Annotated in this window: 29 protein-coding genes, 1 tRNA gene and 1 pseudogene; 21 read left to right on the top strand and 10 right to left on the bottom strand. The window is 71.9% G+C overall.

From position 1 onward, the window contains the following. Positions 1-2: 2 nt before the first annotated feature. Both lysA and argS read right to left on the bottom strand, forming a co-directional pair. The gene (gene lysA, locus PGB27_RS20465) at positions 3-1,427 is read right to left on the bottom strand and encodes a diaminopimelate decarboxylase (RefSeq protein WP_274202250.1); all 1,425 of its coding nucleotides are present in this window, start codon (positions 1,425-1,427) and stop codon (positions 3-5) included. A gap of 40 nt (positions 1,428-1,467) precedes the next feature. After that, positions 1,468-3,120 (bottom strand): arginine--tRNA ligase, encoded by a 1,653-nt coding sequence (gene argS, locus PGB27_RS20470; protein WP_274202251.1) that lies wholly within the window; start codon positions 3,118-3,120, stop codon positions 1,468-1,470. A 123-nt stretch (positions 3,121-3,243) separates the two neighbouring features. Between argS and PGB27_RS20475 the strand changes: the two genes are divergently transcribed. Next, positions 3,244-4,170 (top strand): DUF3105 domain-containing protein, encoded by a 927-nt coding sequence (locus PGB27_RS20475; protein ID WP_408630101.1) that lies wholly within the window; start codon positions 3,244-3,246, stop codon positions 4,168-4,170. Beyond that, the gene (locus PGB27_RS20480; RefSeq protein WP_274202252.1) at positions 4,167-4,937 is read left to right on the top strand and encodes a DUF305 domain-containing protein; all 771 of its coding nucleotides are present in this window, start codon (positions 4,167-4,169) and stop codon (positions 4,935-4,937) included. Before PGB27_RS20475 ends, PGB27_RS20480 begins: the two co-directional genes overlap by 4 nt. Before the next feature lie 144 nt (positions 4,938-5,081). On the opposite strand, the gene PGB27_RS20485 is transcribed toward PGB27_RS20480, so the two are convergent. Next, complete coding sequence (locus PGB27_RS20485) at positions 5,082-6,080, bottom strand: NAD(P)-binding domain-containing protein (protein WP_274202253.1); 999 nt, start codon at positions 6,078-6,080, stop codon at positions 5,082-5,084. A 51-nt stretch (positions 6,081-6,131) separates the two neighbouring features. On the opposite strand from PGB27_RS20485, the gene PGB27_RS20490 reads away from it, so the two are divergent. The 8 genes from PGB27_RS20490 (at position 6,132) to PGB27_RS20525 (ending at position 10,819) form a co-directional block, all read left to right on the top strand. After that, positions 6,132-6,206 (top strand) — tRNA-Arg (locus PGB27_RS20490). A gap of 90 nt (positions 6,207-6,296) precedes the next feature. Next, positions 6,297-7,742: a tyrosine-type recombinase/integrase gene (locus PGB27_RS20495; RefSeq protein ID WP_274202254.1), complete on the top strand. Its 1,446-nt coding sequence runs from the start codon at positions 6,297-6,299 to the stop codon at positions 7,740-7,742. Between the two features lie 430 nt (positions 7,743-8,172). Further along, positions 8,173-8,586 carry a MerR family DNA-binding protein gene (locus tag PGB27_RS20500; RefSeq protein WP_274202255.1) on the top strand — a complete coding sequence of 138 codons (414 nt, stop codon included), beginning with the start codon at positions 8,173-8,175 and terminating at the stop codon, positions 8,584-8,586. After that, positions 8,583-9,269, top strand: coding sequence for an organomercurial lyase (merB, locus tag PGB27_RS20505; protein ID WP_274202256.1), 687 nt, complete (start codon positions 8,583-8,585; stop codon positions 9,267-9,269). The genes PGB27_RS20500 and merB overlap by 4 nt, the downstream gene beginning before the upstream one ends. Continuing rightward, positions 9,266-9,604, top strand: a complete 339-nt coding sequence (locus PGB27_RS20510) for a DF family (seleno)protein (RefSeq protein WP_274202257.1) — start codon at positions 9,266-9,268, stop codon at positions 9,602-9,604. The genes merB and PGB27_RS20510 overlap by 4 nt, the downstream gene beginning before the upstream one ends. A 70-nt stretch (positions 9,605-9,674) precedes the next feature. Further along, positions 9,675-10,157 (top strand): DUF1440 domain-containing protein, encoded by a 483-nt coding sequence (locus tag PGB27_RS20515; protein ID WP_274202416.1) that lies wholly within the window; start codon positions 9,675-9,677, stop codon positions 10,155-10,157. Then, a complete protein-coding gene (locus tag PGB27_RS20520) occupies positions 10,154-10,354 on the top strand; it encodes a rhodanese-like domain-containing protein (RefSeq protein ID WP_274202258.1) in 201 nt (66 codons plus the stop codon). Before PGB27_RS20515 ends, PGB27_RS20520 begins: the two co-directional genes overlap by 4 nt. A gap of 3 nt (positions 10,355-10,357) precedes the next feature. After that, complete coding sequence (locus PGB27_RS20525; RefSeq protein ID WP_274202259.1) at positions 10,358-10,819, top strand: CBS domain-containing protein; 462 nt, start codon at positions 10,358-10,360, stop codon at positions 10,817-10,819. Between the two features lie 88 nt (positions 10,820-10,907). Here the strand turns inward: PGB27_RS20525 and PGB27_RS20530 are convergent, their stop codons facing one another. Beyond that, on the bottom strand, positions 10,908-11,303 hold the full coding sequence (locus PGB27_RS20530) for a DUF302 domain-containing protein (protein WP_274202260.1): 396 nt from the start codon (positions 11,301-11,303) through the stop codon (positions 10,908-10,910). Between the two features lie 134 nt (positions 11,304-11,437). Here PGB27_RS20530 and PGB27_RS20535 point away from each other — a divergent pair, with 134 nt between their 5' ends. The 8 genes and pseudogenes from PGB27_RS20535 to PGB27_RS20570 all read left to right on the top strand — a co-directional run bounded on the left by PGB27_RS20535 (position 11,438) and on the right by PGB27_RS20570 (position 16,961). Continuing rightward, a complete protein-coding gene (locus PGB27_RS20535) occupies positions 11,438-11,704 on the top strand; it encodes a metal-sensitive transcriptional regulator (RefSeq protein ID WP_274202261.1) in 267 nt (88 codons plus the stop codon). A 75-nt stretch (positions 11,705-11,779) separates the two neighbouring features. Beyond that, the gene (locus PGB27_RS20540; protein WP_274202262.1) at positions 11,780-13,153 is read left to right on the top strand and encodes an MBL fold metallo-hydrolase; all 1,374 of its coding nucleotides are present in this window, start codon (positions 11,780-11,782) and stop codon (positions 13,151-13,153) included. 159 nt (positions 13,154-13,312) lie between these two features. After that, the gene (locus PGB27_RS20545) at positions 13,313-13,987 is read left to right on the top strand and encodes a rhodanese-like domain-containing protein (RefSeq protein ID WP_274202263.1); all 675 of its coding nucleotides are present in this window, start codon (positions 13,313-13,315) and stop codon (positions 13,985-13,987) included. Between the two features lie 2 nt (positions 13,988-13,989). Next, positions 13,990-14,478: pseudogene (locus PGB27_RS20550) on the top strand (TSUP family transporter); the annotation flags it as partial. A 67-nt stretch (positions 14,479-14,545) separates the two neighbouring features. Further along, positions 14,546-14,788 carry a hypothetical protein gene (locus tag PGB27_RS20555; RefSeq protein ID WP_274202422.1) on the top strand — a complete coding sequence of 81 codons (243 nt, stop codon included), beginning with the start codon at positions 14,546-14,548 and terminating at the stop codon, positions 14,786-14,788. 30 nt (positions 14,789-14,818) lie between these two features. Then, positions 14,819-15,145 (top strand): rhodanese-like domain-containing protein, encoded by a 327-nt coding sequence (locus PGB27_RS20560; RefSeq protein WP_274202264.1) that lies wholly within the window; start codon positions 14,819-14,821, stop codon positions 15,143-15,145. A 113-nt stretch (positions 15,146-15,258) separates the two neighbouring features. Continuing rightward, entirely contained in the window at positions 15,259-15,456 is a 198-nt protein-coding gene (locus tag PGB27_RS20565) for an SHOCT domain-containing protein (protein ID WP_274202265.1), read from the top strand. Between the two features lie 50 nt (positions 15,457-15,506). Then, a complete protein-coding gene (locus PGB27_RS20570) occupies positions 15,507-16,961 on the top strand; it encodes a multicopper oxidase family protein (protein WP_274202266.1) in 1,455 nt (484 codons plus the stop codon). A 560-nt stretch (positions 16,962-17,521) separates the two neighbouring features. On the opposite strand, the gene PGB27_RS20575 is transcribed toward PGB27_RS20570, so the two are convergent. From PGB27_RS20575 to PGB27_RS20585, 3 genes are all read right to left on the bottom strand, one after another. Further along, the gene (locus PGB27_RS20575) at positions 17,522-18,049 is read right to left on the bottom strand and encodes an NUDIX hydrolase (protein ID WP_274202267.1); all 528 of its coding nucleotides are present in this window, start codon (positions 18,047-18,049) and stop codon (positions 17,522-17,524) included. Continuing rightward, a complete protein-coding gene (locus PGB27_RS20580) occupies positions 17,931-18,218 on the bottom strand; it encodes a hypothetical protein (protein ID WP_274202423.1) in 288 nt (95 codons plus the stop codon). Before PGB27_RS20580 ends, PGB27_RS20575 begins: the two co-directional genes overlap by 119 nt. 70 nt (positions 18,219-18,288) lie before the next feature. After that, the gene (locus tag PGB27_RS20585; RefSeq protein WP_274202268.1) at positions 18,289-18,906 is read right to left on the bottom strand and encodes an RNA polymerase sigma factor; all 618 of its coding nucleotides are present in this window, start codon (positions 18,904-18,906) and stop codon (positions 18,289-18,291) included. 564 nt (positions 18,907-19,470) lie between these two features. Here PGB27_RS20585 and PGB27_RS20590 point away from each other — a divergent pair. After that, positions 19,471-20,661 (top strand): hypothetical protein, encoded by a 1,191-nt coding sequence (locus PGB27_RS20590; RefSeq protein ID WP_274202269.1) that lies wholly within the window; start codon positions 19,471-19,473, stop codon positions 20,659-20,661. Between the two features lie 31 nt (positions 20,662-20,692). Here PGB27_RS20590 and PGB27_RS20595 read toward each other — a convergent pair whose 3' ends face one another. Continuing rightward, positions 20,693-21,937 carry an IS110 family RNA-guided transposase gene (locus PGB27_RS20595; RefSeq protein WP_274202270.1) on the bottom strand — a complete coding sequence of 415 codons (1,245 nt, stop codon included), beginning with the start codon at positions 21,935-21,937 and terminating at the stop codon, positions 20,693-20,695. 608 nt (positions 21,938-22,545) lie between these two features. Between PGB27_RS20595 and PGB27_RS20600 the strand changes: the two genes are divergently transcribed. Beyond that, the gene (locus tag PGB27_RS20600) at positions 22,546-22,881 is read left to right on the top strand and encodes a hypothetical protein (protein WP_274202271.1); all 336 of its coding nucleotides are present in this window, start codon (positions 22,546-22,548) and stop codon (positions 22,879-22,881) included. Here PGB27_RS20600 and ligD read toward each other — a convergent pair. Then, positions 22,878-23,894: a non-homologous end-joining DNA ligase gene (gene ligD, locus PGB27_RS20605; protein ID WP_274202272.1), complete on the bottom strand. Its 1,017-nt coding sequence runs from the start codon at positions 23,892-23,894 to the stop codon at positions 22,878-22,880. The two genes, PGB27_RS20600 and ligD, sit on opposite strands and share 4 nt — an antisense overlap. 327 nt (positions 23,895-24,221) lie before the next feature. Between ligD and PGB27_RS20610 the strand changes: the two genes are divergently transcribed. Continuing rightward, positions 24,222-24,830, top strand: coding sequence for a sigma-70 family RNA polymerase sigma factor (locus PGB27_RS20610; protein WP_274202273.1), 609 nt, complete (start codon positions 24,222-24,224; stop codon positions 24,828-24,830). Positions 24,831-24,876: 46 nt separating this feature from the next. Here PGB27_RS20610 and PGB27_RS20615 read toward each other — a convergent pair whose 3' ends face one another. Further along, complete coding sequence (locus tag PGB27_RS20615) at positions 24,877-25,341, bottom strand: ArsI/CadI family heavy metal resistance metalloenzyme (RefSeq protein WP_274202274.1); 465 nt, start codon at positions 25,339-25,341, stop codon at positions 24,877-24,879. Positions 25,342-25,357 lie beyond the last annotated feature (16 nt).

Here is a 25,357-nt window from a genome sequence, read left to right on the forward strand (position 1 = left end):
CCCTACCCCACCTCCAGCCGTGCCAGGTCGTCGAGGGTCTCGCGCCGCAGCAGCGGGCGCGACGTGCCGTCCGCCACGGCGACGACCGCGGGGCGCGGGACCTTGTTGTACGCGCTCGCCATCGCGTAGCAGTAGGCCCCCGTCGCGGCGACCGCGAGGAGGTCGCCCGGGGCGAGGTCCGCGGGCAGCCAGCAGTCACGCACGACGACGTCACCGGACTCGCAGTGCTTGCCGACGACGCGGCTGCGCACGGGCGGGGCGCCGGACGCCGAGCGCGACACCAGCCGGCAGTCGTAGTGCGCGTCGTAGAGCGCGGTGCGGATGTTGTCGCTCATCCCGCCGTCGACGCTGACGTAGCGGCGCCGCGCGCCCCCGCCCAGCTCGACGTCCTTCACCGTGCCGACCTCGTAGAGGGTCACCGTGCCCGGCCCGGCGATCGCGCGGCCCGGCTCGACGGCGATCCGGGGCGGCGCGAGGCCCACGCGCGCGGACTCCCGCTCGACGATCGCCCGCAGCTCGCCGGCCATCCAGGCGGGCGAGCGCGGGTGGTCGGCGACCGTGTAGGCGATGCCCATGCCGCCGCCGAGGTCCACGGTCCCGAGCGCGTCGGCCATCGCCTCGCCGTGCTCGTCGCGCAGCTCGGCGAGCAGCCCGATGACGCGGCGGGCGGCCAGCTCGAAGCCGTCGGCGTCGAAGATCTGGGAGCCGATGTGGCTGTGCAGGCCGACGAGGTGCAGGCCCGACGACTTCAGCACCCGGCGGACCGCCTCGGCGGCGTCGCCCGCGGCCAGCGAGAACCCGAACTTCTGGTCCTCGTGTGCGGTCGCGATGAACTCGTGGGTGTGCGCCTCGACCCCGACGGTCACGCGCACCATGACCTGCGCCCGCACGTCGCGCTCGCGGGCGATCTCGTCGAGGCGGGCGATCTCGACGTAGGAGTCGAGCACGATCGCTCCGACCCCGGCGTCGAGCGCCGCGGCGAGCTCGCGCCGGCTCTTGTTGTTGCCGTGCACGGTGATCCGCTCGGCGGGGAAGCCGGCGCGCAGCGCGATCGCGAGCTCGCCCTCGGTGCAGACGTCGAGGCCCAGGCCCTCGTCGGCGACCCACCGGGCGACCTCGGTGCACAGGAACGCCTTGGCCGCGTAGTGCACGAGCGCCGGGTCGCCGTAGGCGGCGGCGTGCTCGGCGCAGCGCGCGCGGAAGTCGGCCTCGTCGACCACGAACAGCGGGGTGCCGTGCTCCCGGGCGAGGGTGGTGACGTCGACACCGGCGAGGCGCACGACGCCGTCGTCCCCCCGGGTCGCGTGGCGGGGCCAGACCGCGGCGGGCAGGACGTCCAGGGCCGCGGCGTCCGGCGGGCCGGCGCCGTCCTCGTGCTGGGGGATGACGTCGGCGTGGCGGGGCCCGGCGGGATGGGCGCGGGTCATCGTGGGTGCAACCAGCTTCGTTCGTGGGGATGTGTGGTGATCACATGCGCTCGGGCGCGCTGACGCCGAGCAGGCCGAGGCCGTTCGCGAGCACCTGACGGGCCGCAGAGCACAGCGCGAGGCGCGCCGTGTGGATTCCCGCGGGCTCCTCGTCGCCCTGCGGCAGGACGCGGCACGTGTCGTAGAAGCGGTGGTAGGCGCCCGCGAGCTCCTCGAGGTAGCGGGCCACCCGGTGCGGCTCGCGCAGGCCCGCGGCCGACGCGAGCACGCGCGGGAACTCCCCGAGGGTGCGGATGAGGTCGCCCTCGCGCGGGTGGGTGAGCAGCGCGAGGTCCGGGTCCTGCGCCGAGACGCCCAGATCGGCGGCGTTGCGGGCGAGCGACGCGAGCCGCGCGTGGGCGTACTGCACGTAGAACACGGGGTTCTCGTTGGTGCGGCTGGAGATGAGGTCCAGGTCGATCTCGAGCACCTGGTCCACCGAGCTGCGCGCGAGCGTGTAGCGCGCCGCGTCCACGCCGACCGCGTCGACGAGGTCCTCCAACGTGATGATCGTGCCGGCGCGCTTGGACATCTTCACCGGCTCGCCGCCGCGCACCAGGTTGACCAGCTGCCCGATGAGCACCTCGACCCGCGCCGGGTCGTCCCCGAACGCCGCCGCCACCGCCTTGAGGCGGTGGATGTAGCCGTGGTGGTCCGCGCCGAGCATGTAGATCGCCAGGTCGGCGCCGCGCGCCCGCTTGTCGCGGTAGTAGGCGATGTCGCCGGCGATGTAGGCGGGCCGGCCGTCGGACTTGATGACGACCCGGTCCTTGTCGTCGCCCTGGTCGGTGGAGCGCATCCACCACGCGCCCTCGGCGAAGTAGAGCGCGTCGCCGTCCTTGAGGTCCTGGACCGCCTTCTCCACCGCGCCCGACTCGTGCAGCGCGAGCTCGGAGGACCACACGTCGAAGTGGGTCCCGAACGCCTCGAGGCTCGCGCGCATCTCGTCGAGCATCACCTCGACGCCGAGGCGCTTGAACGCGGCGAGCTTCTGGTCGTCGGGCTGGTCGAGCACGCCCTCCTCGGTCTCGACGACCTTCTTCGCCACCTCGCCGACGTACGCCCCGCCGTAGCCGTTCTCCGGCACCGGGCGCCCCTCGGCGGCGGCGATCAGCGACTCGGCGAACCGGTCGATCTGCGCGCCCGCGTCGTTGACGTAGTACTCGCGGGTGACCGCGGCGCCCTGCGCGGCCAGCACGCGGCCCAGCGCGTCGCCGACCGCGGCCCAGCGGGCACCGCCGAGGTGGATCGGGCCGGTGGGGTTGGCGGAGACGAACTCGAGGTTGATCGCCTGCCCGGTCAGCGTGTCGGCGTGCCCGTAGCCCTCGCCCGCCGCGAGCACCGCGGCGACGATGCCGGCCTGGGCGTCGGCGGCGAGGCGCAGGTTGAGGAACCCGGGGCCCGCGACCTCGGCGGTCGCGATGCCGTCCGTGTCCTCGAGCCGGGTGGCCAGCCAGCCCGCGAGCTCCGCCGGCGCGACCCCCGCCTTCTTCGCCGAGCGCAGCGCGATGTTCGTCGCGTAGTCGCCGTGCTCGGGGTTGCGCGGGCGCTCCACCGTGACCGTCTCGGGCAGCACCGCCGTGTCGAGGCCGCGCTCGGTGAGCACGTCCACGGCGACGGCGTGCAGGAGGTCGGCCAGGGCAGCGGGGGTCACCCCGTGGATTCTAGGGACCGCGCCCGGTGTGACCTCGCTCCGGCGTCCCCACCCTGCGTCGATCACCCGGGGGTGCCGCACCCGTCACCTCCGCGCTACGACGTCCTCCGTAAACTCGCGGCCATGGCGAGTGGTGGGTCCGGCCGGCGGACCGGGTCGAGCTCTGGGTCGTCGGGACCCTCGCGCTCCGGGCGGGACGGACGGTCGCAGGGCGGCCAGCGGTCCGGCAACGGGCAGCGGTCCGGCAACGCCCCGCGCGGTGGTGGCCAGCGTGGCGGGGGTCAGCGCACCGCCCAGCGTCCCGGGCAGAAGCGCGGCCCGAACCCCGTCACCCGCGGCAAGCGGCCCGCGCCCGGCACCCGCCGCCAGGTGCCGTGGCTGGTGATCGGCGCCGTCGCCGTGGTGCTCGCGCTCGCCGCGGTCGTCATCGGCTTCGCGCTCTCGCGCGAGAGCGAGGTCAGCGCCTGGCGCCCGAGCGAGGACAACCGCGACCCCTCGCTCGCGATCCCGGGCATCGTCACCGGCCAGTACGCCGGCCAGCAGCACGTCAACGCCCAGCAGCGCGTCGCCTACGACCGCTCGCCGCCCTTCGGCGGCCCGCACGACGCCTACTGGGCCGCGTGCAACGGCGTCGTCTACCCGACCCCGGTGCGCAGCGAGAACATGGTCCACTCGCTCGAGCACGGCGCGGTGTGGATCGCGTACAACCCGGACCAGGTCACCGGGCCGGCGCTGCAGACGCTCGCGGCGAAGGTGCAGGGTCAGGACTACACGATGATGTCGCCCTATCCCGGGCTCGACCAGCCGATCTCGCTGCAGTCGTGGGGCCACGAGCTCAAGGTGGCCGACGCGAACGACCCGCGGATCGACCAGTTCATCTCGTCGCTGCGCCAGAACCAGTACACGTTCCCCGAGGTCGGGGCGAGCTGCGACGCCCTCGGGCCGGGCTACTTCGACCCGGACAACCCGCCGCCCTTCGACGCCTCCCCGCCCCCGCCGGACGCGGTGACCATGGACGGCCGGGGCGCCGACGCCGGGAACGGCGGATGAGTGCGCCCAGCGCCGTGACCGATCAGGACCGCCTCGACCCGCCGCCCGTCGACGACGACGGTGACGGTGACGGGGGCGACGACGGCGGCTCCGGCGGGTGGTGGGCGGCGAGCCCGCCGTGGGCCAAGGTCGTCGTGGCCGCCGGGCTCGCGCTGCTGCTCGTCGCGGTCGGCGTCATCGGCGGCATCGCGCTCGGCCGCTCCACCGCCGAGTCGTACGGGCCCGCCGAGGGCTCGATCGACGTCGGGTTCCTGCAGGACATGACCGTGCACCACGGCCAGGCGGTCGAGATGGCCGTGTGGGCGCGGAACAACACCGCCGACCCGCAGGTGCGCCAGATCGCCTTCGACATCGAGTCGACCCAGACCGCCCAGGTCGGGCGCATGGAGGGCTGGTTGACCCTGTGGGGCCGGCCGCTGTCCCCGCCGGCCGGGCAGTACATGGCGTGGATGGGCATGCCGACCGCGACGATGCCCGGCATGGCCTCCCCGGAGGACCTCGCGCGGCTGCGCGCGGCGACCGGGCGCGAGCTCGACGTCGTGTTCCTGCAGCTCATGCTGCGCCACCACCAGGGCGGCCTGCCGATGATGCAGGCCGGGGCCGCCGACGCCTCGGTGCCCGCGGTCCGGGCGCTCGCCCAGAGCATGGTCGCGTCCCAGTCCGCCGAGTCCGCGACGATGACGCAGATGCTCGCCGAGCGCGGCACCACACCCCTGCCGGCCCCCGCCGACCCCCACGCGGGGATGCACGGCACGCACGGCGGCTGAGCAGTCGCTGACGTGTCAGCGTGGCGTCCACGCTGACACCGGACGCCAGGAAATCCGCCGGCTCGTGCCGCGGTGGTCCGCATGATCGCGATCCGGGTGACGAATCCCCGCAGATGTGCGGGGCTTCGTCACCCGATCCGTGATCTACGTCCCCAGCCGCGCCCGCACCTCGGCCTCGGCGGCGGCGATCGGGCTCGCGGCGGCCTCGCGGTGCAGGGCCTCGAGCTGCTCGCCGGCCTCGGGACGGCTCCACTCGCGCGCGAAGGCCCCGGACAGGATGTCGTCGTGCATCACGCGGGTGAAGCGCCGGGCCAGCTCGCCCTGCTCGTCGAGCGCCGCGAGCGAGCGCAGCTGCCCGTACTGCGAGGTGCGCGAGTGCAGCCCGAGCTGCCCGAACAACCCCTCGCGGGCGACGTGGGCGAACACCTCCGCGGGCTCGGCGGACAGGTAGAGCTCGTTGAGCACCGCCTCCTCGCTGAACCCGGCCTCGACAGCGACGCGGTGGGCGGTGCGCACGACGTCGAGGATCGCCGGCCACACGGCCTGCTCGCTGAACAGGTCGAGCGCCGCCTCCTCCCGCGCGCTGGAGACGATCGCGCCGCCCAGCGTGCCCCCGATGGCCCGGGCGACCGCGAGCGTGGTGTCCCACGCGTGCCCCGTGGCGTCCCGCTCCACCGAGACGAAGCACGGGAAGCCGTGCCGGTCGACGTAACGGTCGCGGACCGCCGCGCCGATCATCCGCGGCGCGACCATGACCACGTCCACGCCGTCGGGCACCGCGAGCAGCCCGAAGTGCCAGTTGTAGCCGCTGGCCACGACGAGGGTGTCCCCCGCGCGCAGCCCCGGCGCCACCTCGTCGCGCACCAGGTCCGGCTGCACCTCGTCCGGCACGAGCAGCAGGGCGATGTCCGCGGCCGCGGCCGCCTCGGCGATCGAGCGCACGTCGAAGCCCTGCTCGCGCGCGCCCGCCACGTACTCGTCCTCCCGGTTGCCGACGACCGGCGCGAGCCCCGAGTCGCGCAGGTTCGCCGCCTGCGCCGCGCCCTGGTTGCCGAACCCGAGGACGGCGATGGTGCGCCCGGACAGCGCGGCGAGGTCCGCGGCGTCGACGGTGCGGTCCTGGTGGATCTCTGCGTGTGCCATCACCCGAGCGTCGGTGCTCACCCGCCCGTGCGCTAGGCTGATCCACGGTTCGCCCCCGTAGCTCAGGGGATAGAGCACCGCCCTCCGGAGGCGGGAGCGCAGGTTCGAATCCTGCCGGGGGCACCACCCGCTGACCAGCGAAAACGTCTATGGGCCGTTACCGGCCCGAGTCCGCGTGGGACGAGTCGTGGGACGAACGCTTCCTACTCTCACCCCATGCCACCTCGCACACGCCGCCGCCGGGGCTGGATCGAGCAGCTGCCGAGCGGCTCCCACCGCGCGTGGGTCTACGCCGGCACCGACCCGCTGACGGGTCGTCCGCGCCGCCTGCGCGAGACGGTGGGCACCTACGCGGAGGCCGAGAAGGCCCTGACACGCCTGCAGCGCCAGGTCGACGAGGACCAGCACCCCAAGTCCGAGATCACAGTGCGGCGAGCCGTGGAGCAGTGGCTCGAGGTCGTCGAGCTCGAGGACACCACCCGCGAGCGCTACGACGACCTGATCCGCCTCTACGTGCTCCCAACCTTCGGCCACCTGCCGGCGGGACGGTTGGACGCCGAGCTCCTCGAGCGCTCTTACGCTCGGCTCCACCGTTGCCGGGTCCTGTCGTGCAACGGCAAGGCGCGTGGCGGCCACGTCTGCCGCCCGCTGAGCACGAGCACCACGCGCAAGGTGCACTACATCATCCGCGGCGCGCTCGACCGGGCCGTGCGTTGGCGCCACCTCGGGGTGAACAAGGCGGCCATGGCCGAGGCGCCGGCTCCGCGTCGCACCGAGCCGGACCCGCCCAGCGCCGACGAGGCGGCACGGCTGCTCAATGCGGCGTGGGCCGACCCAGAGTGGGGCCTGCTGCTCTGGCTGACGATGCTCACGGGCCCGCGTCGTGGCGAGGTCTCGGCGCTGCGCTGGCGGCACATCGACTTCGACCGTGGGCTCCTGTGGGTGCACCAGGCCAACGCCCAGACGAAAGCCGGGCTCAAGGAGAAGAGCACCAAGACGAACCAGCGGCGCAAGGTCGCTCTCGACGAGCGCACCGTCGAGCTCCTGCAGGCGCACCGCGAGCGGTGGCGCGAGCGCTGCGAGCAGTTCGGGGTCTCTCTGAGCCCCGACAGCTTCGTCTTCTCCCCCGCTCCCGATGGTGCGACGCCCTACCTGCCTCGAGCCATCAGCCAGCGCTACCGCCGGCTCGCCCTGCGGCTCAAACTGCGCAGCACGCGCCTGCACTCGCTGCGGCACTACTCGGCCACCGAGCTCGTCGCGGCCGGGGTCGACATTCGCACCGTCGCCGGCCGCCTCGGACACGGCAGCGGCGGCGCAACCACGCTCAAGGTCTACGCCGCCTGGGTCGACGAAGCCGACCGTCGAGCAGCCACCACCATGGCAACGGTCCTCCCCCGCCCGGTCCCACAAGCAACAGTCCGACGCAGCCCGTATGAGGACATCGCCGAAGCGCTGCGGGAGCAGATTCGCTCGGGAGCCCTGCAGCCTGGTGCCGAGCTCCCCACGGTCGCCGAGATCGCCGTCGCCAACACCGTCGCCGTCGGCACCGCCCACCGCGCCCTCGCCGCCCTCAAAGCGGAGGGCCTGGTGAGCGTGTCTCGCGGACGGCGAGCTGTCGTTTGCACGCCGCACTCGAATTCGAACGCTCGATCTCCGGATTAAGGAACGCGGGCTCACGCACACTGCGGTCGTCGCTGCTGCTCAGGCTGACCTACACAACGGCGATGCTGCCTGCGCTGCTCACAGTCGCGTCAGACTCGCAGTCATGTAGTCGATCATGCGTCGCGGGCGGGTCCTTGTCGAGATCCCTGCCGAAGCGGCCTGTAAGCCGGACCGAGTTCAAAGGTGCGGGTGAACAAGCCTACCGAGACAATACGGGCGCTGAGCTGGTTGTTGACCTTCTCGTGGGTTCTGGGGTGTCTTCCGGCTCGTCGAGGCTTCGTGTGCCCCCGAGGGTGCCCCGGCAGTGATCCATCGCGATCGCCGGAACCTCCTCGGCATGAGGTGTGCTTGGCCATGTGTCGACCCTCGCCGAAGGTGTTCGAGGGGCGACTTGACCTCGTACCTGGGTACAGGGTCCATCCTCGGGGGCATGCGGACGAGCGAGGTAGCCGCCGAAGCGCGGGTCAACCCGCAGACGTTGCGGTACTACGAGAGACGAGGGCTGCTGCCAGACCCGGCACGATCCTCGTCGGGATACCGCTCGTACGGATCGGAAGCCGTTCGGCTGGTGCGGTTCATCAAGCGCGCCCAAGCCCTCGGCTTCGCCCTCGATGAGGTCAAGTCCCTGCTGGAGCTGGCCGAGGGCGGTCCCGACCGCTGTGAGGCCGCTCGCCACCTGGCGACCTCCAAGATCGCGGACCTGGAGGGCCGGATCGCGGACCTGGAGGCGATTCGCGCAGGTCTCGCGCGGCTGGTGGAGACCTGCGATCAGCCCCGGGATCGGCGGGACTGCCCGATCTTGGCCGACATCAGCGGCGACAGCGACAAGGAGGTAGACCGATGACCGCCGCCAGCGGACCGCTGAGAATCGAATCGCTGTGCGACAGCGACGGGAGCGGCGTCGTCGCCCGGCAGCGCGCCCTGCCGCCCGCGACGCAGGAGGTGCACCGCATGGTGCTTCGCGCGTTCCTGAGCAGCGACGAACCTCCCCGTCGTCGTGATCTACCGGAATCGTGCGGGATCGACGTGGACGAGGCCTTGGCCCTGCTTGACGAGGTCGACTTGGTACACCTGGACGCGGACGGGCGAGTGGTCGTGGCCTACCCGTTCGCCGGCCGCATCACCGGGCACACCGTGCGCGTCGACGCCGATCCCGCGCTGCAGGCGATGTGCGCGATCGACGCCCTGGGTATCCCGATGTTGGCAGGGCGAGACGGGGTCATCGAGTCGGCCGATCCGCTCGATGGACAGCCGATCCGAGTCGAGTGCACCGGCGGCAGCTGGCGTTGGGCTCCGGCGGAGACGGTCGTGCTGCTGGCCCAGTCCGCGGAGTGCGGCGTTGCCGCCGAGTGCTTGTGCCCGGCAATCACCTTCCACGGGACTCGACACGGCGCCGAGGCTCATCTTGACGGCCGATCAGACCTGACCGGGCTGGTGCTCGGCCAAGACCAGGCGCTCGAGATCGCTCGCTTCTCTTTCGGCCTGTTACTTGCTCCGGCCGCGGACGCTAATGGAGACATTGGATGACGATCGAGCTCTTGCATACCGAGGAGTGCCCGAACGCCGCGACATACCTGCCTCGACTGCGGCAGCTCGTCGCCGATGCTGGGGTGAACGAGCCGGTACAGGTACGGCTCATCGCGGACCCGACGCAGGCGCAGCGCGAGGAGTTCCTCGGATCGCCGACGGTCCGCATCGATGGTCGGGACGTCGACCCCAGCTCCGACGAGCGCCGCGACTACGGCCTGAGCTGCCGCCTCTACGCCGGCCCGTCCGGGCTGAGCGGCGCGCCACCGGACAGCTGGGTCTTGGAGATGCTCCGACGACGCGGAACGGTGGAGACTAACGATGCGGAGGCGTAGCCCACGACCAGTTGCCGCCGCCGAGGGCATCGCCTTGGCCGCGTTGAGCGGCTATGTCGGAACTAAAGCTATGGACCCCGTGTCGCAGAAGTTGTACGAACCAGAGTCCGTCGCCGATCGGGCCCGCGAGGACGCAGCTCGGCCCGGCCCGCCGTACCGCATCGCCGCCGAGAAGCTCGCCTCGTTGTCCGGGCTGCATCTCCACGACGCGCAGCTCGACCGCGCCGCGCTGGTCTTGCACTACGGCTTAGCCGTGTCCTGGGCGCCCGTCTACATGCTGCTACGCCGAGCGGCCGCACAAGGTCCGGTAACCGCGGCGTTGGTCACCGGTTCGGCAATGAGCCTCGTTGCCGATGAGCTGATGACTCCCGCTTTCGGGTTCTCCGCGCCAAACCTGGAGTACCCCCTTGCGACTCACCTTCGTGGGTTCGCAGCCCATCTGGCCTTCGGGCTGGCCGTTGCAGCGGTCAACGAAACCGCGTGGTGGCTACTTGGCCACCAGCCGCACATGAAGACGGCTACGACACGAGACAGAAGGGACAGCCAGCGGTGAAGGCAGTTCAGTACCCGGAGCTACAACAGTTGCTTGACCAGGGCGCGCAGCTGGTCGAGGTGCTCCCGGCCGAGGAGTACGCTGAGATGCACCTGCCCGGTGCGGTCAATATTCCACTCAAGCACCTCGATGAGGCCACGACCGCTGACCTGGACCGCGATCAGCCTGTCGTCGTCTATTGCTGGGACGGTCTTTGAGACATGAGCCCACGAGCCGCGTGCCGGCTCCAGACGCTCGGGTTCACTCAGGTCTACGATTACATGCCCGGAAAGGTCGACTGGCTGGCGCGAAACCTTCCCATTGAAGGCACTGAGCCCAACGCTCCGACCATTGGGCGATTCCTTCTTGACGATGTGGTCGCAGCCGCACCCGAAGAGGCCATCGCGGATGTACGCAGTCGGGTCGCCGCGTCTCCGCACTCCGTCGCGCTGGTCACCGAGTCCGGTGTCCTAATCGGCCGGCTCCGCGCCAGCCATCTAGAAAACACCAGCGACTCTTCCACCGCAGCCGCCGTGATGGAGCCCGGCCCCTCAACACTGCGACCACACGAGCTCGCGGAGTCCACCCATGCCCGTCTCACCGAGAAGGGCTTGCATTACGCCATCGTCACCGACCCCGACGGACGCCTCCTCGGCATCGTCCGGCCCCAAGATCTAGCCTGACGCTCACTCGACCTCCTGCTTGAAGACGTAAAGAATGTCCTCACCAGGCATTGAATGCCCGTCTGGCCTGTTCCGGTCACATCGAAAGCTACGACGTCAGGGTGTCGAGCGCGGCTCGGAGTCGCTTGCCGGCGTCGGCGGCGACGTCGCCGAGGTCGGCTTCGCCGTCGGTGGCCATGCTGAGCAGGGAAGCGGGGTCGACGGCCTGGACGACGGTCCGGTCGCCGACACGACGGACGGTGACGTTGCACGGCAGCAGGAGCCCGACCTCGGGGCTGGCGGAGATGGCGGCGTGGGCGAGTTGCGGGTTGCACGCGCCGAGGATGGTGTAGTCGTCGATCTGCTCGCCGAGCTTGGCGGCGAGGGCGCCCTTGATGTCGATGGTGGTCAGTACGCCGAAGCCCTGCTCGCCGAGTGCGGCGGTGACGGCGTCGATGGCTTGTTGGTGGTCGAGGTCGACCTCGATGGTGTGGGCGATCTGCACAGTGAATGCACCTCCTGCTTGCGGTCCGGGTGGTCGGGGTCACAGCGTAGGCGAAATACCCCTGGGGGTACCTTCGTTGTGCGAGGGGCAAGCCCATGGACCCACCGTGGGGATGTCCAGAGACGGAGACGGCCATGCAGGTGCAAGCCAGCGAGCTGAGCGACGTGGTGAGCCGGCTGCGCCGGGTCGAGGGCCAGATCAGCGGGATCATCCGCATGATCGAGGACGGACGCGAGTGCAAGGACGTGGTCACCCAGCTCGCCGCCGCGGCTCGCGCCCTGGACAAGGCAGGCTTCAAGATCATCGCGACTGGCCTGCGGCACTGCATGACCGAGAACGACGAGGGCGAGCGCGCGGTCGACGTCGCCGAGATGGAACGCCTGTTCCTCTCGCTGGCCTGACCGCCGCCGGCTCGCGTCCTCCCGCACCAGGACCGACGCATCGGTAGGAGATACCCTACCGGGTAGGGAAACACCATGATCGATATCCAGACGATCGCCACCCCCGGGCTGGGCGACCGCAGCTACCTGGCCCACGACGGCGAGGTCGCGCTGGTGGTCGACCCGCAACGCGACATCGACCGCGTCACCGAGCTGGTCGAGCAGCTGGGCGTGCAGGTCACGCACGTCGCCGAGACCCACATCCACAACGACTACCTGACCGGCGGCCTCGATCTGGCCGAGCGCACCGGCGCCGCGTACCTGGTGGATGCCCGCGACGAGGTCAGCTTCGAGCGGACCCCGGTCTCCGACGGCGACGAGATCGCCGTCGGATCGATGCGGCTGCGCCCGATCGCCACGCCCGGGCACACCCACCACCACTTGTCCTACGCGCTGGCCGACGAGTCGGGCGCCGTGGCGGCGGTGTTCACCGGGGGCTCGCTGCTCTACGGCACCACCGGGCGCACCGACCTGGTCTCCCCCGACGACACCGACCAGCTCACCCACGCCCAGTACCACTCCGTGCGCCGCCTGGTCGACGAGCTCCCCGCCGAGGCCGCGGTGTACCCGACACACGGGTTCGGCAGCTTCTGCGCCGGCACCCCCGCCTCCGGCGCCGACAGCTCCACCATCGGCGAGGAGGCCGACGCCAACCCCGCGCTGACCAAGGACGAGCAGCAGTTCGTCGACGACCTCATCGCCGGGCTCGGCGCCTACCCCGCCTACTACGCCCGCATGAGCCCGACCAACGCCGCCGGCCCCGCCCCGGCCGACCTCTCCGCACCCGAACAGGTCGACACCACCGAGCTGCGGCGTCGCCTCGAAGCCGGACAGTGGGTCGCCGACCTGCGTGACCGCACCGCGTTCGCCGCCGGGCACCTGCCCGGGTCGCTGTCCTTCCAGCTCGCGCAGCCGTTCGTGACCTACCTGGGCTGGCTGTTCCCCTTCGACCAGGAACTGACCCTGATCGGGGAGACACCCGAGCAGATCGCCGACGCCCAGCGCGAGCTCGTGCGCATCGGCATCGACCGCATGGCCGCCGCCACCGGCAGCATCGACGAGCTCGCCGACGGGCAGGGCCTCGAGTCCTACCCGGTGTCGGACTTCGCCGGGCTGGCCGAGCGCGAGCCGGACCAGGTGTTCGTCATCGACGCCCGCACCGACGGCGAGCGCGCCGGCGGCGGCGTCCGCGGCTCGGTGCACATCCCGCTGCACGAACTCCCCGCCGGCCGCGACGAGGTCCCCACCCAGGGCGAGGTCTGGGTCTACTGCGGCTCGGGCTACCGCGCGTCGATCGCCGCCTCGCTGCTCGCCTCGGGCGACGACAAGGACCGACACCTCGTCGTGATCAACGACGAGTGGGCCAACGCCGCCGACGCCGACCTGCCCATCACCACCGACGGCCAGTAGGCCCGTCCGGATCAGCCGGAGCCCGCAGACCCTCCGCGTTCAGGCGCGGCGAGGGCGGCCCGGTACAACCGGGCCGCCCTCCAGCCGGCGGAGCACTCCGGTCCGTCATCACCACCAAGCGTCTTCACCGAGCATCTACCGAGAGGAAACCGTTTGCCCATGGCCGCCTCCGCCACCCCGGAGACGCTGACTGCTCCGACGCTGACCACCTGGATGCGACCAGACAGCGGCGCCGAGCGCTCTGCTGCACCTCTCGTCGTGGACGTGCGCAGCGCCGCCGAGTACGAAGCGCTGCACATCCGCGGCTCTTACCACGTGCCGTTGCCCATCCTGTCCGAGCACACCGAGCAGCTGGTCCGTCAGCTCGGCACGCCCCGGCCGTCCGGGACGCCGGACGAGGGCACGCCGGACGGGGGCGCGCCGGTCGTGCTGGTCTGCCAGTCCGGGGTCCGCGCCGAGCAGGCCCGCCGGCGCCTGGTCGCGGCCGGCTTTGACGACGCCCGCGTGCTCGACGGCGGGGTACTGGCGTACACGGCAGCCGGCGGCGAGGTCGTACGCGGACGCCGCACCTGGGCCCTGGAGCGCCAGGTCCGCCTCGTCGCCGGGTCCCTCGTGCTCGTCGGACTCGGTGCCGGGCGCTACCTCTCGCCGAGGGCACGGCTGCTCACCACCGGTGTCGGCGCCGGCCTGACCTTCTCCGCGCTCTCGGACACCTGCGCGATGGGCCGGCTGCTCTCGCGGTTGCCGTTCAACCAGGCCACCCCGGAACCCACCGCCACCGAGAGCCTCACCCAGCTCGACGACGTCTCCACCTCGAGGCCCCGGAGGCGATGACGATGGCCCTGACCGCCGTGCTCGCCGCGGTGTTCGGGCTGGTCATCGGGGCCCTGCTCGGCCTGGTGGGCGGCGGCGGGGGCATCCTCGCCGTCCCCGCCCTGGTCTACGGCCTGGGACTGCCTCTGGCCGCCGCCGTGCCCGCGTCGCTGGTGGTCATCGGTACCGCCTCCGCGGTCGCGGTCGCCCCGCGGGCCCGCCACGAGGTCGCCTGGCGCCTCGCGGCGATCATCGGGGCGGCCGGCATCCCCACCGCTCTGGCCGGCGGCGTGGTCAACCGCCACCTCGACCAGCAGTGGCTCATGCTCGCCTTCGCCGCGATCATGGTGGCCGCCGGGGTGCGCATGCTGCGCGGCACCGGCCAGGGCGGCGGGGTCTGCGAGCTACCCGGAGGCGGTGTGGCCTGGCGGCGCTGCCTGCCCCGGGCCGTCCTGACCGGGCTGGCCGTCGGCTTCCTGACCGGCCTGCTCGGGGTCGGTGGCGGCTTCCTGTTGGTCCCCGCACTCATCGTCGCGCTCGGCCTGCGCACACCCACCGCGGTCGCCACCTCCCCTAGTAGTGGTCACCATCAACGCCGTCGCGGGCCTCATCCCGTACCTCACCGCCCCCACCGGCAGCGGGCCCCCGATAAACTGGGCCGTCATCGGCACCTTCGCCCTCGCCGCGATCGTCTCGTCCCTGCCCGCCGGGCACCTCGCCCGGCGGCTCCGCGCCAAGACCCTGCGCCGCGGTTTCGCCGTGCTCGTGCTCCTCGTCGCCGCCGGCATCGCGACCGACACCGTCGTCGACCTGCTCACCTGATCACTCACCGGAACCCCGAAAGGACCTCGCATGACCACCCCCGAGAACACTCCTGAGACCACGATCGACGAGCTCGACCGCCACCTCGCCTCCGGCGGACGCGTGCTCGACGTGCGCAACCCCGACGAGTACGCCGACGCCCACATCCCGGGCGCCACGCTGATCCCGCTGCCCGAGCTCGACCAGCGGCTGGGCGACGTCCCGTCCGATCGGCCCGTCCACGTCGTGTGCCAGTCCGGGCGCAGCGCGCAAGCCGTCCAGCAGCTCATCGAGGCCGACGTCGACGCCGTGTCCGTCACCGGCGGAACCAGCGGCTGGAGCGAGTCTGGCCGACCCACCGAGACCGGCAGCAGTTGAACCGACCGGCGCCGTCTCCGGCCGCGGTGGCACCGACGTACTCCGTGACCGGACTCCCGGGCGCACCACAGCGCACCCATCTCCCGAAAGGAGCAACCACCATGATGGGTCCGATGAGCATGCTGGGCTGGCTGTGGCCCACCTTGATCATCATCGGGCTGATCGTGCTCGCCGTCGGCGTCATCGCCCTCAGCCGTCAGCGCGGGGTCGCGAGCTCCGGGTCCACCGCCCGCGAGCTCCTCGACCAGCGCTACGCCCGCGGCGAGATCGACGACGCCGAATACCAGCGCCGACGCGACCAGCTGTCATGAGCCACCCCTCTCGCGGGCCCCGGATGAGCCGGCGCGCTGCCCTGGGGTTGATGGGACTGGGCGCCGCCGCCGTCGCCGCCGGCACCACGGGATGGATCACCACTACCAGCGACGGTGACCGGCTGGAGCCCGTCACCGGCCAACCGCTGCGCGACCCGCCTCCGGTGCGCAGCGCCGGCGGTCGGCTGGCCCTCGAGCTCACCGCCGGCGTGGGGACCGTGCTGGCCGGACACCGCACCCGAGCGCTGGGCTACAACGGCTCCTCGCCCAGCCCGACCCTGCGGGTACGTCCCGGCGACGAAATCGCGCTGCGGCTGCGCAACGAACTCGACCAGCCCACCAACCTGCACACCCACGGGCTGCGCGTCTCCCCCGAAGGCAACTCCGACAACCCCTTCCTCCGGATCGACCCCGGCGCGACCTTCGACTACCGGATCGCCATCCCGTCCGACCACCCCACCGGCACCTTCTGGTACCACCCCCACCACCACGGCACCGTCGCCGACCAGCTCTTCGGCGGCCTCGCCGGCGCCCTCATCGTCGACGGCGGCGACGAGCCGCCCGTCGGCGCCGAACACACCGTCCTCGTCACCGACACGACCCTCGACGCCGACGGCGGCGTCGTCGCTCCCGATGCGATGCAGCGCATGGCCGGCCGCCAGGGCGAGCTGCTCCTGGTCAACGGCCAGCACCAACCCGTCATCGACGCCGCCGCCGGGGATGTCCACCGCTGGCGGGTGATCAACGCGTGCAGCTCGCGTGCACTGGCGCTGCGCCTCGACGACCACGCCCTCACCCAGATCGCGCTCGACGGCGCCTACCTGCCCGCGCCCGCCGTCCGCGACCGCGTCCTGCTCGCTCCCGGCAACCGCGCCGACGTCCTCGTCCGGCCCACCCGACCCGGCACCTACGCCCTGCGCGCCGAACCCGACGACCGCGGCACCACCGCCATGGGCATGAACCCCGGCGGCGTCAACGCCACGTCCGCCACGACCCTGGCCACCTTCACCGTCACCGGCGCCGAGACCGACCCTGCAGCCCTTCCTGCGACTCCGACCTCCGGAGACTCCCCCAGCGGGCCGATCACCGGTCGCCGTCAGATCGCCTTCACGATGGGAATGGGCGGGGGAATGGGCGGGGGAATGGGCGGGGGAATGGGCGGGAACGGTCCCGGGACCGGGATGACCTTCGCGATCGACGGCCGACCCTACGATCCCGCCCGGACCGACCAATCCGTCGCTCTCGGCTCGATCGAGGAATGGACGATCACCAACCCGACCCCGATGGCTCATCCGTTCCACCTGCACGTCTGGCCCTTCGAAGTCCTCGCCACCAGCGCCGGGACACCACCCACCGGCACCCTCCAGGACGTCGTCCTCGTCCCCGCCCAAGGGTGGGCGCGACTCCGCATCCCCTTCACCGCCCATCCCGGCCGAAGCGTCTATCACTGCCACGTCCTGGACCACGAGGACGCCGGCATGATGGCCACCGCCGACGTGCGCTAGAGCGACCTCGGCGAACTACCGAAGCTGTCGAACCATTCCGTTGTGAAGGCGCGCATCCGGGAACGTCATTTGCGCGAAGCCTCCCGGAGCCCGAGCGCTCAACGCCATTGCTCTCCGGACACGCCGAGCGGCTCCCGCGATGCGTCGGGGCAGGCCGAGACGTCTCACAAGACCTAGCCCGAATCATAGTCGTCGGGACGCCGCGGAGATGCCCGATCAACAACGTCTCGAGGTGCCGGAGCGTCGGGGTCGTGGTCAGCCCCGAACCACACGGCTCGCGGCACCCGGTCCCACTCCAGCGGCCCGGGCGGGTCCACGGCCTCATCGACTGCCTCCGCAGGGCGTCGAAGTCGCCAGGCCCGCCACCCATCTCGTGCGTCATGACCGGCACCCACCCCCACCGAATAGATCGAAATCGGTCGTTTCGCGCACGTCCTGGGTGATCGCAGGACGCAACGGCGACGCGTTGCGCGGGGAGATCCGCAGCTGAGCACCAGCTTGCAAAGATGGGCGGCCCGGTTGACCAAGGCCTTCACCAGCAACGATGTCCTCGCGGCGTGTCACTCGGTGCTCCTCGACATCGCCGTAACTCTCGTCTCGTGCCACAGGGCGTGCCACGTCGCTAACTGATCTACCGCGTCCGGATGGTTGCCACGGGTCGCGAGCCCGCACCGTCTCCGTGGTCGACGTACTCCATCACCTGGACGCGCACCGAAGCTGGCGAAGCTCAGCGGCGACGTAGGCGATGGCATGCCCGTGACGGGATGGACGCGTCGACCGAGGACGCGCACCGTTCGAACGCGGTGACCAGTCTCCTCGTCGGTCTCCCGGACCGCGGCCTGCTCGACGGTCTCGCCGAGCTCGACCTTGCCCCCCGGGAACGCGACCGGCGGGAGGCCGTCGCGGCGTTGGATCAGCAGGACTCCGTTGAACCGGTCACCACCGCCAGCGCAACGGTCACTTGGGGCCTCACGACGAGCGCTGACGGTCGCGGAGCGCCGCCAAGGTGCGGTCGATACTCGCGAGTAGGTCGGGCGGGGTGGGCTGGGCGGGGTCTCGGTTGGCGCGAAGTAGCGCCCAGGACGCACGACGCGCGGTGTCGTCGAAGCCGCCCAACAGGTGCAGGGCGGCTTCGGCGTGGCAGTCGCCCTCGAGGGCGGCAGCGAACAGTCGCCCTACCGCATCCCGAGAGCCGCCGCCGGCGGCGCCGCCCTCGACGTCGTCGATGGAGCGCGTGCTGGTGTGGCGGGTGGTCATGATGGTCTGACGTTGCCCGCGAGCTCGCCGTTCCCACCGCCGCGGAGCAGGTGGGAACGGCGAGCGGCCGTCATAGATCGGCCCCAGCGTCCGCGCGAGCCCTTGTCGCAAGGTGCGCGACGATAGTTACTCGGGCGCGGTGCGCTCGCGACTTGATGGTGCCCACGGCCACGCCGAGCAACTGAGCGGCCTCCTCGTTCGTGAGCCCGTCGAGGTGCAGCACTTCGAGCACCAGGCGCTGGTCCCGGGGTAGCTGCGCGAGCAGGTCGGGCAGCAGCGCAGCCGCGTGCTCGCGGTCGACGACCGGCTGTGCGGGGTCGGCCGGGTCGTTGCGGTCGGCTAGGTCGAAGCTGCCGAACACCTCGCCGACCGGGGTCACCGGGCGGGTTCGACGGCGTCGGGCTGCCGTGATGGCCTCGTTGACGGTGATGCGGTGCAGCCAGGTCGACACCTTGGCCTGGCCGGAGAACGTGGCCGCGCTCTGCAGCACGCGCAACCAGACCTCCTGCACCACGGCCTCGGGGTCCGGCTCGAACCACGCCAGGTTGCGCACGAGGCTCAGCAGCACCCGCTGGTAGCGGTGGACGAGCACGCCGAGCGCGTCGCCGTCTCCGCTGACGTAGGCAGCGAGCAGGTCGGCGTCGGTCCGGCTGTCGGTGCGCGGGTCCTGGCTGGGCTGCGTGGTCATGGTGGCCTCCGACCGATGAGGGGTCGGGGCTGGTGGGCCCCGGGGCGGTGGGCGGAGGCGCTTGCTGCCTCCACCGCCCGAAGGGCGCCGAGCGGGCCGCGGAGACATCCCTGGCCTCGCGCGGTCAAGTCGCCCGTGCTGACGGACCCCGTGCTCGGATCGCGTGATCGGGCCCGGTGTCCTGGCGGTGGAGGCGTTCTGTGCCTCCACCCCGGGGGCGCCGCGTCCGCCCGCGGAGGCTCACCAGCAAGGGTCGGAGAGCAGAAGATCTTCGGGCCGCGCCCGGCGATCAGACGTAGCCGGCCGTAGGGCCATCGATATGGCGCGGCCCGAAGATGTTCTGCGGCCCTTGCTGGTGAGGGGCGGGCGGATCAAGCTTCCGGGCCCGAAGAAGGAGCAGCGCCGCCGCAGGCGGCCCCGTTGAGGTCGTGGCCGCGCGGCCCTGAGCGCCGGGGCCCTGACCGCGGCGAGGTCGATACCGCGGGCGGGGTTTGCCGTCCGGGCTGCGCCGTTCATCCTCTCGCCCCGCAGCCCGTCCGGCGGCGGGTGCGGTCAGGAGGACCGATGACCGACGTCGAACAGGATCAGGGCCCGAGCCCAGGGGCGACCGGTCGTCGCACGCTGGTGGTGGGCCTGCTCGCCGACCCCGACACTCCCGCGGAGGTCGCGGCGAAGCTGGTCGAGGACCTGCCCGACGAGCTCGCCGCGCGGGTCGACCGCGGGACCACATGGGACGTCCGCACGATGACCCACCCGGTCACGGCCTCGGTGCAGGACCCCGAAGAGGTCCTCGGCGCCGTGGCCGACCAGACGACCCACACCGACTGGGACATCGGGATCTACCTCACCGACCTCCCGATGCAGCACGGCGACCAGCCGATCCTGGCCGACCTCGACCACGACCGCCGCGTCGCCGGACTCTCCCTGCCCGCCTTCGGCCCGTTCCTGCAGCACCACGAGGTGCGACACGCGATCGTCCGCCTGGTCGCCGACCTCACCGGCACCGCCGACGCAGGCCTCGACCACGGGCGGCACCATCCGAACCGGCTCGGACGCGCGACCGCGAGGCAGCTGCAACCGGTCCACGTCGTCCAGGCCGGGGAGGGCGAGCACACGCGGCGTTACGTGACCACGCCGTGGCGCGGGCGCGCCCGCCTGCTGGCCGGCATGGTGCGCACCAACCAGCCCTGGCGCCTTGTCCTCGGCATGCGCAGCGCCCTGGCCGCCGTCCTCGGAACGAGCGCCTACCTGACCATCACCTCGACGATCTGGCTGCTCTCCACCCGACTCGGGGCGGGCAAGCTCGTCCTGACCACCCTGGTATCGGTCGCGCTGATGGTCGCCTGGATCATCGGCGCCCACCATCTGTGGGAACGCGCCCGCGACGCGGGCGAACGCGAGGAGACGCTGCTCTACAACGCCTCCACGGTGCTCACCTTGAGCATCGGCGTGCTGGTCATGTCCGCCGCGGTCTACGTGCTCACCTTGCTCGGGTCCCTGTTCTTCCTCGAGCCCTCGGTGCTCGGCTCGAGCCTGGGCCGTCCACCCACGTTCGGCGACCACCTCGTACTCGCCTGGCTGGCCACCGGCCTGGCCACCGTCGCCGGCGCGCTGGGCTCCGGACTCGACAGCGAGGACGCCGTGCGCCGCGCGGCCTACGGCTACCGCGAGCGCCAGCGCCGCGACGAGATCGGCCAGGACAGCGAGAACACCCAGAACATCGAGGAAACCGAGAACTCGTCCTCGTCGTCCTGATTGCGTCGAGCCGCTTCGTAGCGCCCCGCGGTCATGCAGCCGCCGCGCGATGTCGGTGATGCCAGGCGATCTGCTCGTCGTAGCGGGTGCCGGTCTTGAGGCAGCCGTGCAGGATCCCGACCAGCCGATTGGCGAGCTGTCGCAGAGCGGCGAAATGACCAACTCCGCGAGCGCGGAGCTCGTCGTAGTAGCGCCGGGCTCCGGGCGAGACGACCAGAGCGCCTTGGGCCTGGCGGGCCACCGCGTCGACGAGCCGATCGTTGTGCACGAACCGCGCCGCCACGGTCTTCTTCTTGCCCGACTGGCGGGTGATCGGACTGGTCGCGGCGTAGTTCTTGCGAGCGCGGGCGTCCGCGTAGCGCTCGGGGTCGTCGCCGAACTCGGCCAGCACCCGCGTCGCCAGCACCGGCCCGAGCCCGGGCTGGCTGCGGTAGATCTCCGCCTCGGGGTGGGTGTCGAAGGCCTCGCGCAGGCTCCGCTCGAGCACGGCGACCTGGGTGTTCACCGCGGCAATGACCGCGACCAGCGCGCGGGTGACCGCGGCGAACGCGGCCACCACCGCAGCCGGCTGGGTCAGGCCCGGCGTCCGCAACGCCGTCTGCAGCGCCACGGCCTTATCCTTCACCCCATGGCGGTGCGCGTGGCGCAGCGCCGCCTCGATCTGCGGGCGGGTCAACCTCGCCGCGCTGGTCGGGTCCGGGGCCTTGCCTAACAGCTCGAGCGCGTCGGTGGCGGCGAGCTCGTCGAAGGCCTCCAGCGCGGCCGGGAAGTATTCCCGCAGCCCGGCGCGCAGCCGCAGCGCGTGCCGGGCGCGTTCCCAGATGAGGGTCTGGTGCGCCCGAGCCATGACCTTCACCCCGGCCGCGAGCGGGCTGTCCCCGGAGATGGCGCGCAGCTGGTGGCCGTCCGTGCGCAGCATGTCCGCCAGCGCATGCGCATCACCGACGTCGCTCTTCCCGCCGGCGTTGCCGTGCCGCTCCCGGTATCGGGCAACCTGCCGCGGGTTGATCGGGAACACTCGATAACCCGCGGCGACCAGGGCCTGCACCCACGGACCCCGATCGGTCTCGATCCCGACCCACACCCGGCCTGGATCGCCGAGCTCACCGCTCGCCGCGTCATCGTGCTCGGGCAGGGCGGTGGCGATGAGCTCGTGCAACCGCGCGACCCCGGCCAGCCCCTCCGGCAGCCGGGCCCGCGCCAACCGTCGGCCCGTGGCGTCCTGCAGCTCCACGTCGTGGTGGTCCTCAGCCCAGTCGTCACCGACGAACAGCACCCTGTCGCTCCCCTCCGCTTGATTCCGGTCCAGTAGCGGCGGAAGGACTGCCCGCGGCCTCATGGTCGAGTGCTCACGGCGCCACTCCGCACCGGGCACGCCATCCCTTCAGCGGTCCACGTCCTTCCGACCACCGCCCGGGCCACGTTCTCCACGCAGGAGTCGGGGCTCCAGGCTCGCGGAGTGGTCACCGGGCGGCGGCTACCGCCACCGAGCCTGTCGAACTCGCTCGGCTTGCCCCATGAGGCTCGCGGTCAAGGGCCGGACGCAGTCCGGTCGCGCAGCGACGCGTAGCGCAGCGGAGCGCCCTTGAACGGGAGGGGCGGCCCGATCAAGCTCCCGGGGCCCTCCAGCGCCGGCCGCCGCGCAGCGGCGTCGATCTCGCGCCGCAGGCGCCTGGGCCGCCCGGCCTTGAGGAGCCCTCGTTACTCACCCGTGGTGGGCGGTAGGTGCGCCTCGCTCGCTGCGGGAGCCGCGGCCGATTCGCTGACTCGGCGAGCAAGGGCCGGATCGTGCAGGACCAGCATCGGTACCTCGTGCCACGCTGAACGTCGTCGCCGCGCTTCCCCCGCGGACGGACGCTCTTTCGTCCTGTCCAGGAGGTGCATGTGGCGCATCCAGCCGACCTCCGTCGCCGCGAGCAGCGACGGCTCGAGGCCGAACTGATGGTCGACGCCGCCTCGGTGGTGCGCGAGCGCGGGCCGGGCGGGTTCGCCGGTCTCGACCGCGAGTCCGCGGATGCGGTGGGCGCGTTGCTCGAGGCCGTCGCCGAGGACTGGCGCGAGCGCCCGCGGTCGCCGCGGGTGTGGGAACAGGCCGCCCGCGCCGCAGACCGCTTGGTGCACGACCCGATCCGGGATCCGGCGCCGCGGTTCCGCGGCCCGCTACCCGCGGGCTACGAGAGCCCGGTGAGCCGCCGCGATGTCACCGACCACCCGCTCTAGCCCCGGCTGTTGTGCCAGCGGTGTCCCGGAGGAGCGGCGTCCCCTCGATCAGCGGCCGGAAGACCACCGGGCAGGTCGTCGGGCTGGCGGTCGAGGCGCAGCCCTCGCCAGGAGGAGTGCCGCAGGACCCCGTCGTCGGACCAGGACCGGAAGCGGGCCTCGGCCACCAGCGTCGGCTGGGTCCATCGGGCGGCTCGTTGCTCAGGTACAGGACCGTCGAAGGGGCTGTCGGCGGTCTCGGCATCGGCGAGCTGGACGTGTAGCTGGTCGCGCTCGGTGTCGCGCAGGCCGGTGCCGACGTGGCCGATGTAGCGCAGGCAGCCTGCGGGCGTGGGAAGTCCGAGAAGGACGGCGCCCACGGCGCCGGCATGGCGGCCGCGGCCCTCGGCCCACCCACCGATCACGGCCTCGGTCGTGCGCCACAGCGGCGTCTTGACCCAGGCGTGCGAGCGGCCTGGCCGGTAGGGCGCGTCGCGGCGCTTGGCGACGATGCCCTCCATGCCGTGGCTCCCCGCCACCTCGAGCGCGGTCTGCGCGTCGAGTCCCTCCAGCACCGGGGACACGACAAGGCCCCGGTGCCCGTCGAGGCCGAGCCGTTCGAGCCGGGCCCGTCGCTCGAGGTATGGCAGGTCGAGCAGCGGCTCGTCGTCGCAGCACAGCAGGTCGAAGGCCACGAAGGTGGCCGATGCCGTCTCGACGAGCTGCGGAGACGGCTTCTGCACGCCCATGCGCAGCTGCAGCCGGTTGAAGCTCGGCCGCGCCGGTGCACCGGCCGACGGCGCTGACAGCACGACGATCTCCCCGTCGAGCACCACCCGACGCTCGCCGGCGACCGCCGCGAGAGCCCGCGCGACGTCGGGAAAGGAGCGCGACACCCGGCGACCGGCCCGCGACACGAGGACCACGTTGTCCGGGTCCAGGCCCTCGACATAGGCCAGGGCGCGCATCCCGTCCCACTTGAGCTCCAACGCCCACTCAGGACCGGGAGGTACCGACCCCGCCGTGGCCAGCATCGGCGCCACCCGCTCCAGGCCACGTGCCCACGAGGGATGGGGCGAGGCGGATGGGACGGGCACCCATCTGGTCTACCCAGTGGTTCGCGCTGGTTGCTGCCGTCGCGCGGACCCCTGGAGGACCTCCACGTGGTCGTCCCAGTTGGCGCGCTGCAGCACTCCTGCTCCGTCCGCCGGGCGCGCCAGCACCGACCGCTCGAGCTCGGCGATCGACTACGTAGTCGCCCTGCGACGGGCTGCTTCAGTGCCGGGTCCTGCGTCCTTTCGACGGGTCTGTCGTCTGTGGGACCGTCCATCTCTATCCCGCACCCATGTACGGGGGTCGGCGTGACGACATCAACCCACGAGCCTGTGGCCGGTCCGGGCAGCCGGACGAGCGAGGACGTCTGGCGCGAGTTCGGGGCGCAGCTGCGTGCGTTTGTGCATCGGCGGGTCGCCGATCCGCAGCGCGCGGAGGACGTTCTCGGTGAGATCGTGCTGCGCATCCACCGCAACCTCGGTCGGGTCGAGGATCACGAGCATCTGACGCGGTGGGTCTACAGGATCACTCGCAATGCGATCGTGGACGAGTACCGGCGTGCCGAGCGAGAGCGTGCCCGGGAGCGCGCGCTGCCCGACGACGCGGCCGAGCTCACCAACGAGGTCGACGACGAGGACGACCCGACGGTTCTCCGGGAGCTGGCGGTGTGCATGCGGCCGCTGCTCGAGGGGTTGCCGCCCGAGCAGCGCCGAGCGTTGGAGCTGACCGATCTGGAGGGGCTGACCCAGGTCGAGGCTGCCGGACGCGAGGGCGTGTCGGTCTCGGGGATGAAGTCGCGGGTGCAGCGTGGCCGGCGTCGGCTGGCGGAGTTGCTCGGTCGGTGCTGCGAGCTGACTCTCGACGCGCAGGGCACGCCGATGGACTACATCCGGCCGGCTGGCTGCCGGTGTGGCTGAACCCCGGACCGGGGTCCGCTGACGGCGGGACCCCGACCCGGTGCCGTCAGCTACAGCACATTCCACCGGCAGCGGCGGCCTTCGCCTCGCACGCAACCGCACACACCGACGTCGACTCCCCCTCGGGATTGGCCGCCAAGTCGTCGGTGACCGCGTAGTACTCCCACCAGCCGGTGGGTGTGTCCGGAGCGGTGACGAACACCTTGTCCTGCACCGCGTGGCAGCACACGTCCTGCTCGGCCAGCGTCGCCTCGAGCCCGGCGCCGCGGAAGCGGGTCAACGCCGCAGTGACCTCTTCGGGAGTCTGGGCCTCGACCCCGAGGTGATTGAGGTGCTCTCCGTCTCCCGGCTTCTCGATCAGCACCAGCTTCAGGGGCGGGTCCTCGACGGCGAAGTTCGCGTAGCCCTCGCGCCGCTTGTGCGGCGGCACGCCGAACAGCGCCGTGTAGAAGGTCGTCGCGGCTGCGAGGTCGGTGACGTTGAGCGCGAGCTGGACGCGGGTGGTGGTCATGGTCGGGCCTCCCTAG

It is taken from the genome of Actinomycetospora lemnae (genome assembly GCF_028737315.1).
Taxonomy (GTDB): domain Bacteria; phylum Actinomycetota; class Actinomycetes; order Mycobacteriales; family Pseudonocardiaceae; genus Actinomycetospora; species Actinomycetospora lemnae.

What these genes read in the sequence shown, in the direction of transcription:
- lysA (WP_274202250.1), bottom strand. Translation starts at nt 1,427, where the DNA reads ATGACCCGCGCCCATCCCGCCGGGCCCCGCCACGCCGACGTCATCCCC.
- PGB27_RS20475 (WP_408630101.1), top strand. Translation starts at nt 3,244, where the DNA reads ATGGCGAGTGGTGGGTCCGGCCGGCGGACCGGGTCGAGCTCTGGGTCG.
- PGB27_RS20480 (WP_274202252.1), top strand. Translation starts at nt 4,167, where the DNA reads ATGAGTGCGCCCAGCGCCGTGACCGATCAGGACCGCCTCGACCCGCCG.
- PGB27_RS20485 (WP_274202253.1), bottom strand. Translation starts at nt 6,080, where the DNA reads ATGGCACACGCAGAGATCCACCAGGACCGCACCGTCGACGCCGCGGAC.
- PGB27_RS20495 (WP_274202254.1), top strand. Translation starts at nt 6,297, where the DNA reads ATGCCACCTCGCACACGCCGCCGCCGGGGCTGGATCGAGCAGCTGCCG.
- PGB27_RS20500 (WP_274202255.1), top strand. Translation starts at nt 8,173, where the DNA reads ATGCGGACGAGCGAGGTAGCCGCCGAAGCGCGGGTCAACCCGCAGACG.
- merB (WP_274202256.1), top strand. Translation starts at nt 8,583, where the DNA reads ATGACCGCCGCCAGCGGACCGCTGAGAATCGAATCGCTGTGCGACAGC.
- PGB27_RS20510 (WP_274202257.1), top strand. Translation starts at nt 9,266, where the DNA reads ATGACGATCGAGCTCTTGCATACCGAGGAGTGCCCGAACGCCGCGACA.
- PGB27_RS20515 (WP_274202416.1), top strand. Translation starts at nt 9,675, where the DNA reads ATGGACCCCGTGTCGCAGAAGTTGTACGAACCAGAGTCCGTCGCCGAT.
- PGB27_RS20525 (WP_274202259.1), top strand. Translation starts at nt 10,358, where the DNA reads ATGAGCCCACGAGCCGCGTGCCGGCTCCAGACGCTCGGGTTCACTCAG.
- PGB27_RS20535 (WP_274202261.1), top strand. Translation starts at nt 11,438, where the DNA reads ATGCAGGTGCAAGCCAGCGAGCTGAGCGACGTGGTGAGCCGGCTGCGC.
- PGB27_RS20540 (WP_274202262.1), top strand. Translation starts at nt 11,780, where the DNA reads ATGATCGATATCCAGACGATCGCCACCCCCGGGCTGGGCGACCGCAGC.
- PGB27_RS20545 (WP_274202263.1), top strand. Translation starts at nt 13,313, where the DNA reads ATGGCCGCCTCCGCCACCCCGGAGACGCTGACTGCTCCGACGCTGACC.
- PGB27_RS20560 (WP_274202264.1), top strand. Translation starts at nt 14,819, where the DNA reads ATGACCACCCCCGAGAACACTCCTGAGACCACGATCGACGAGCTCGAC.
- PGB27_RS20565 (WP_274202265.1), top strand. Translation starts at nt 15,259, where the DNA reads ATGAGCATGCTGGGCTGGCTGTGGCCCACCTTGATCATCATCGGGCTG.
- PGB27_RS20570 (WP_274202266.1), top strand. Translation starts at nt 15,507, where the DNA reads ATGGGACTGGGCGCCGCCGCCGTCGCCGCCGGCACCACGGGATGGATC.
- PGB27_RS20580 (WP_274202423.1), bottom strand. Translation starts at nt 18,218, where the DNA reads ATGACCACCCGCCACACCAGCACGCGCTCCATCGACGACGTCGAGGGC.
- PGB27_RS20585 (WP_274202268.1), bottom strand. Translation starts at nt 18,906, where the DNA reads ATGACCACGCAGCCCAGCCAGGACCCGCGCACCGACAGCCGGACCGAC.
- PGB27_RS20590 (WP_274202269.1), top strand. Translation starts at nt 19,471, where the DNA reads ATGACCGACGTCGAACAGGATCAGGGCCCGAGCCCAGGGGCGACCGGT.
- ligD (WP_274202272.1), bottom strand. Translation starts at nt 23,894, where the DNA reads ATGCTGGCCACGGCGGGGTCGGTACCTCCCGGTCCTGAGTGGGCGTTG.
- PGB27_RS20615 (WP_274202274.1), bottom strand. Translation starts at nt 25,341, where the DNA reads ATGACCACCACCCGCGTCCAGCTCGCGCTCAACGTCACCGACCTCGCA.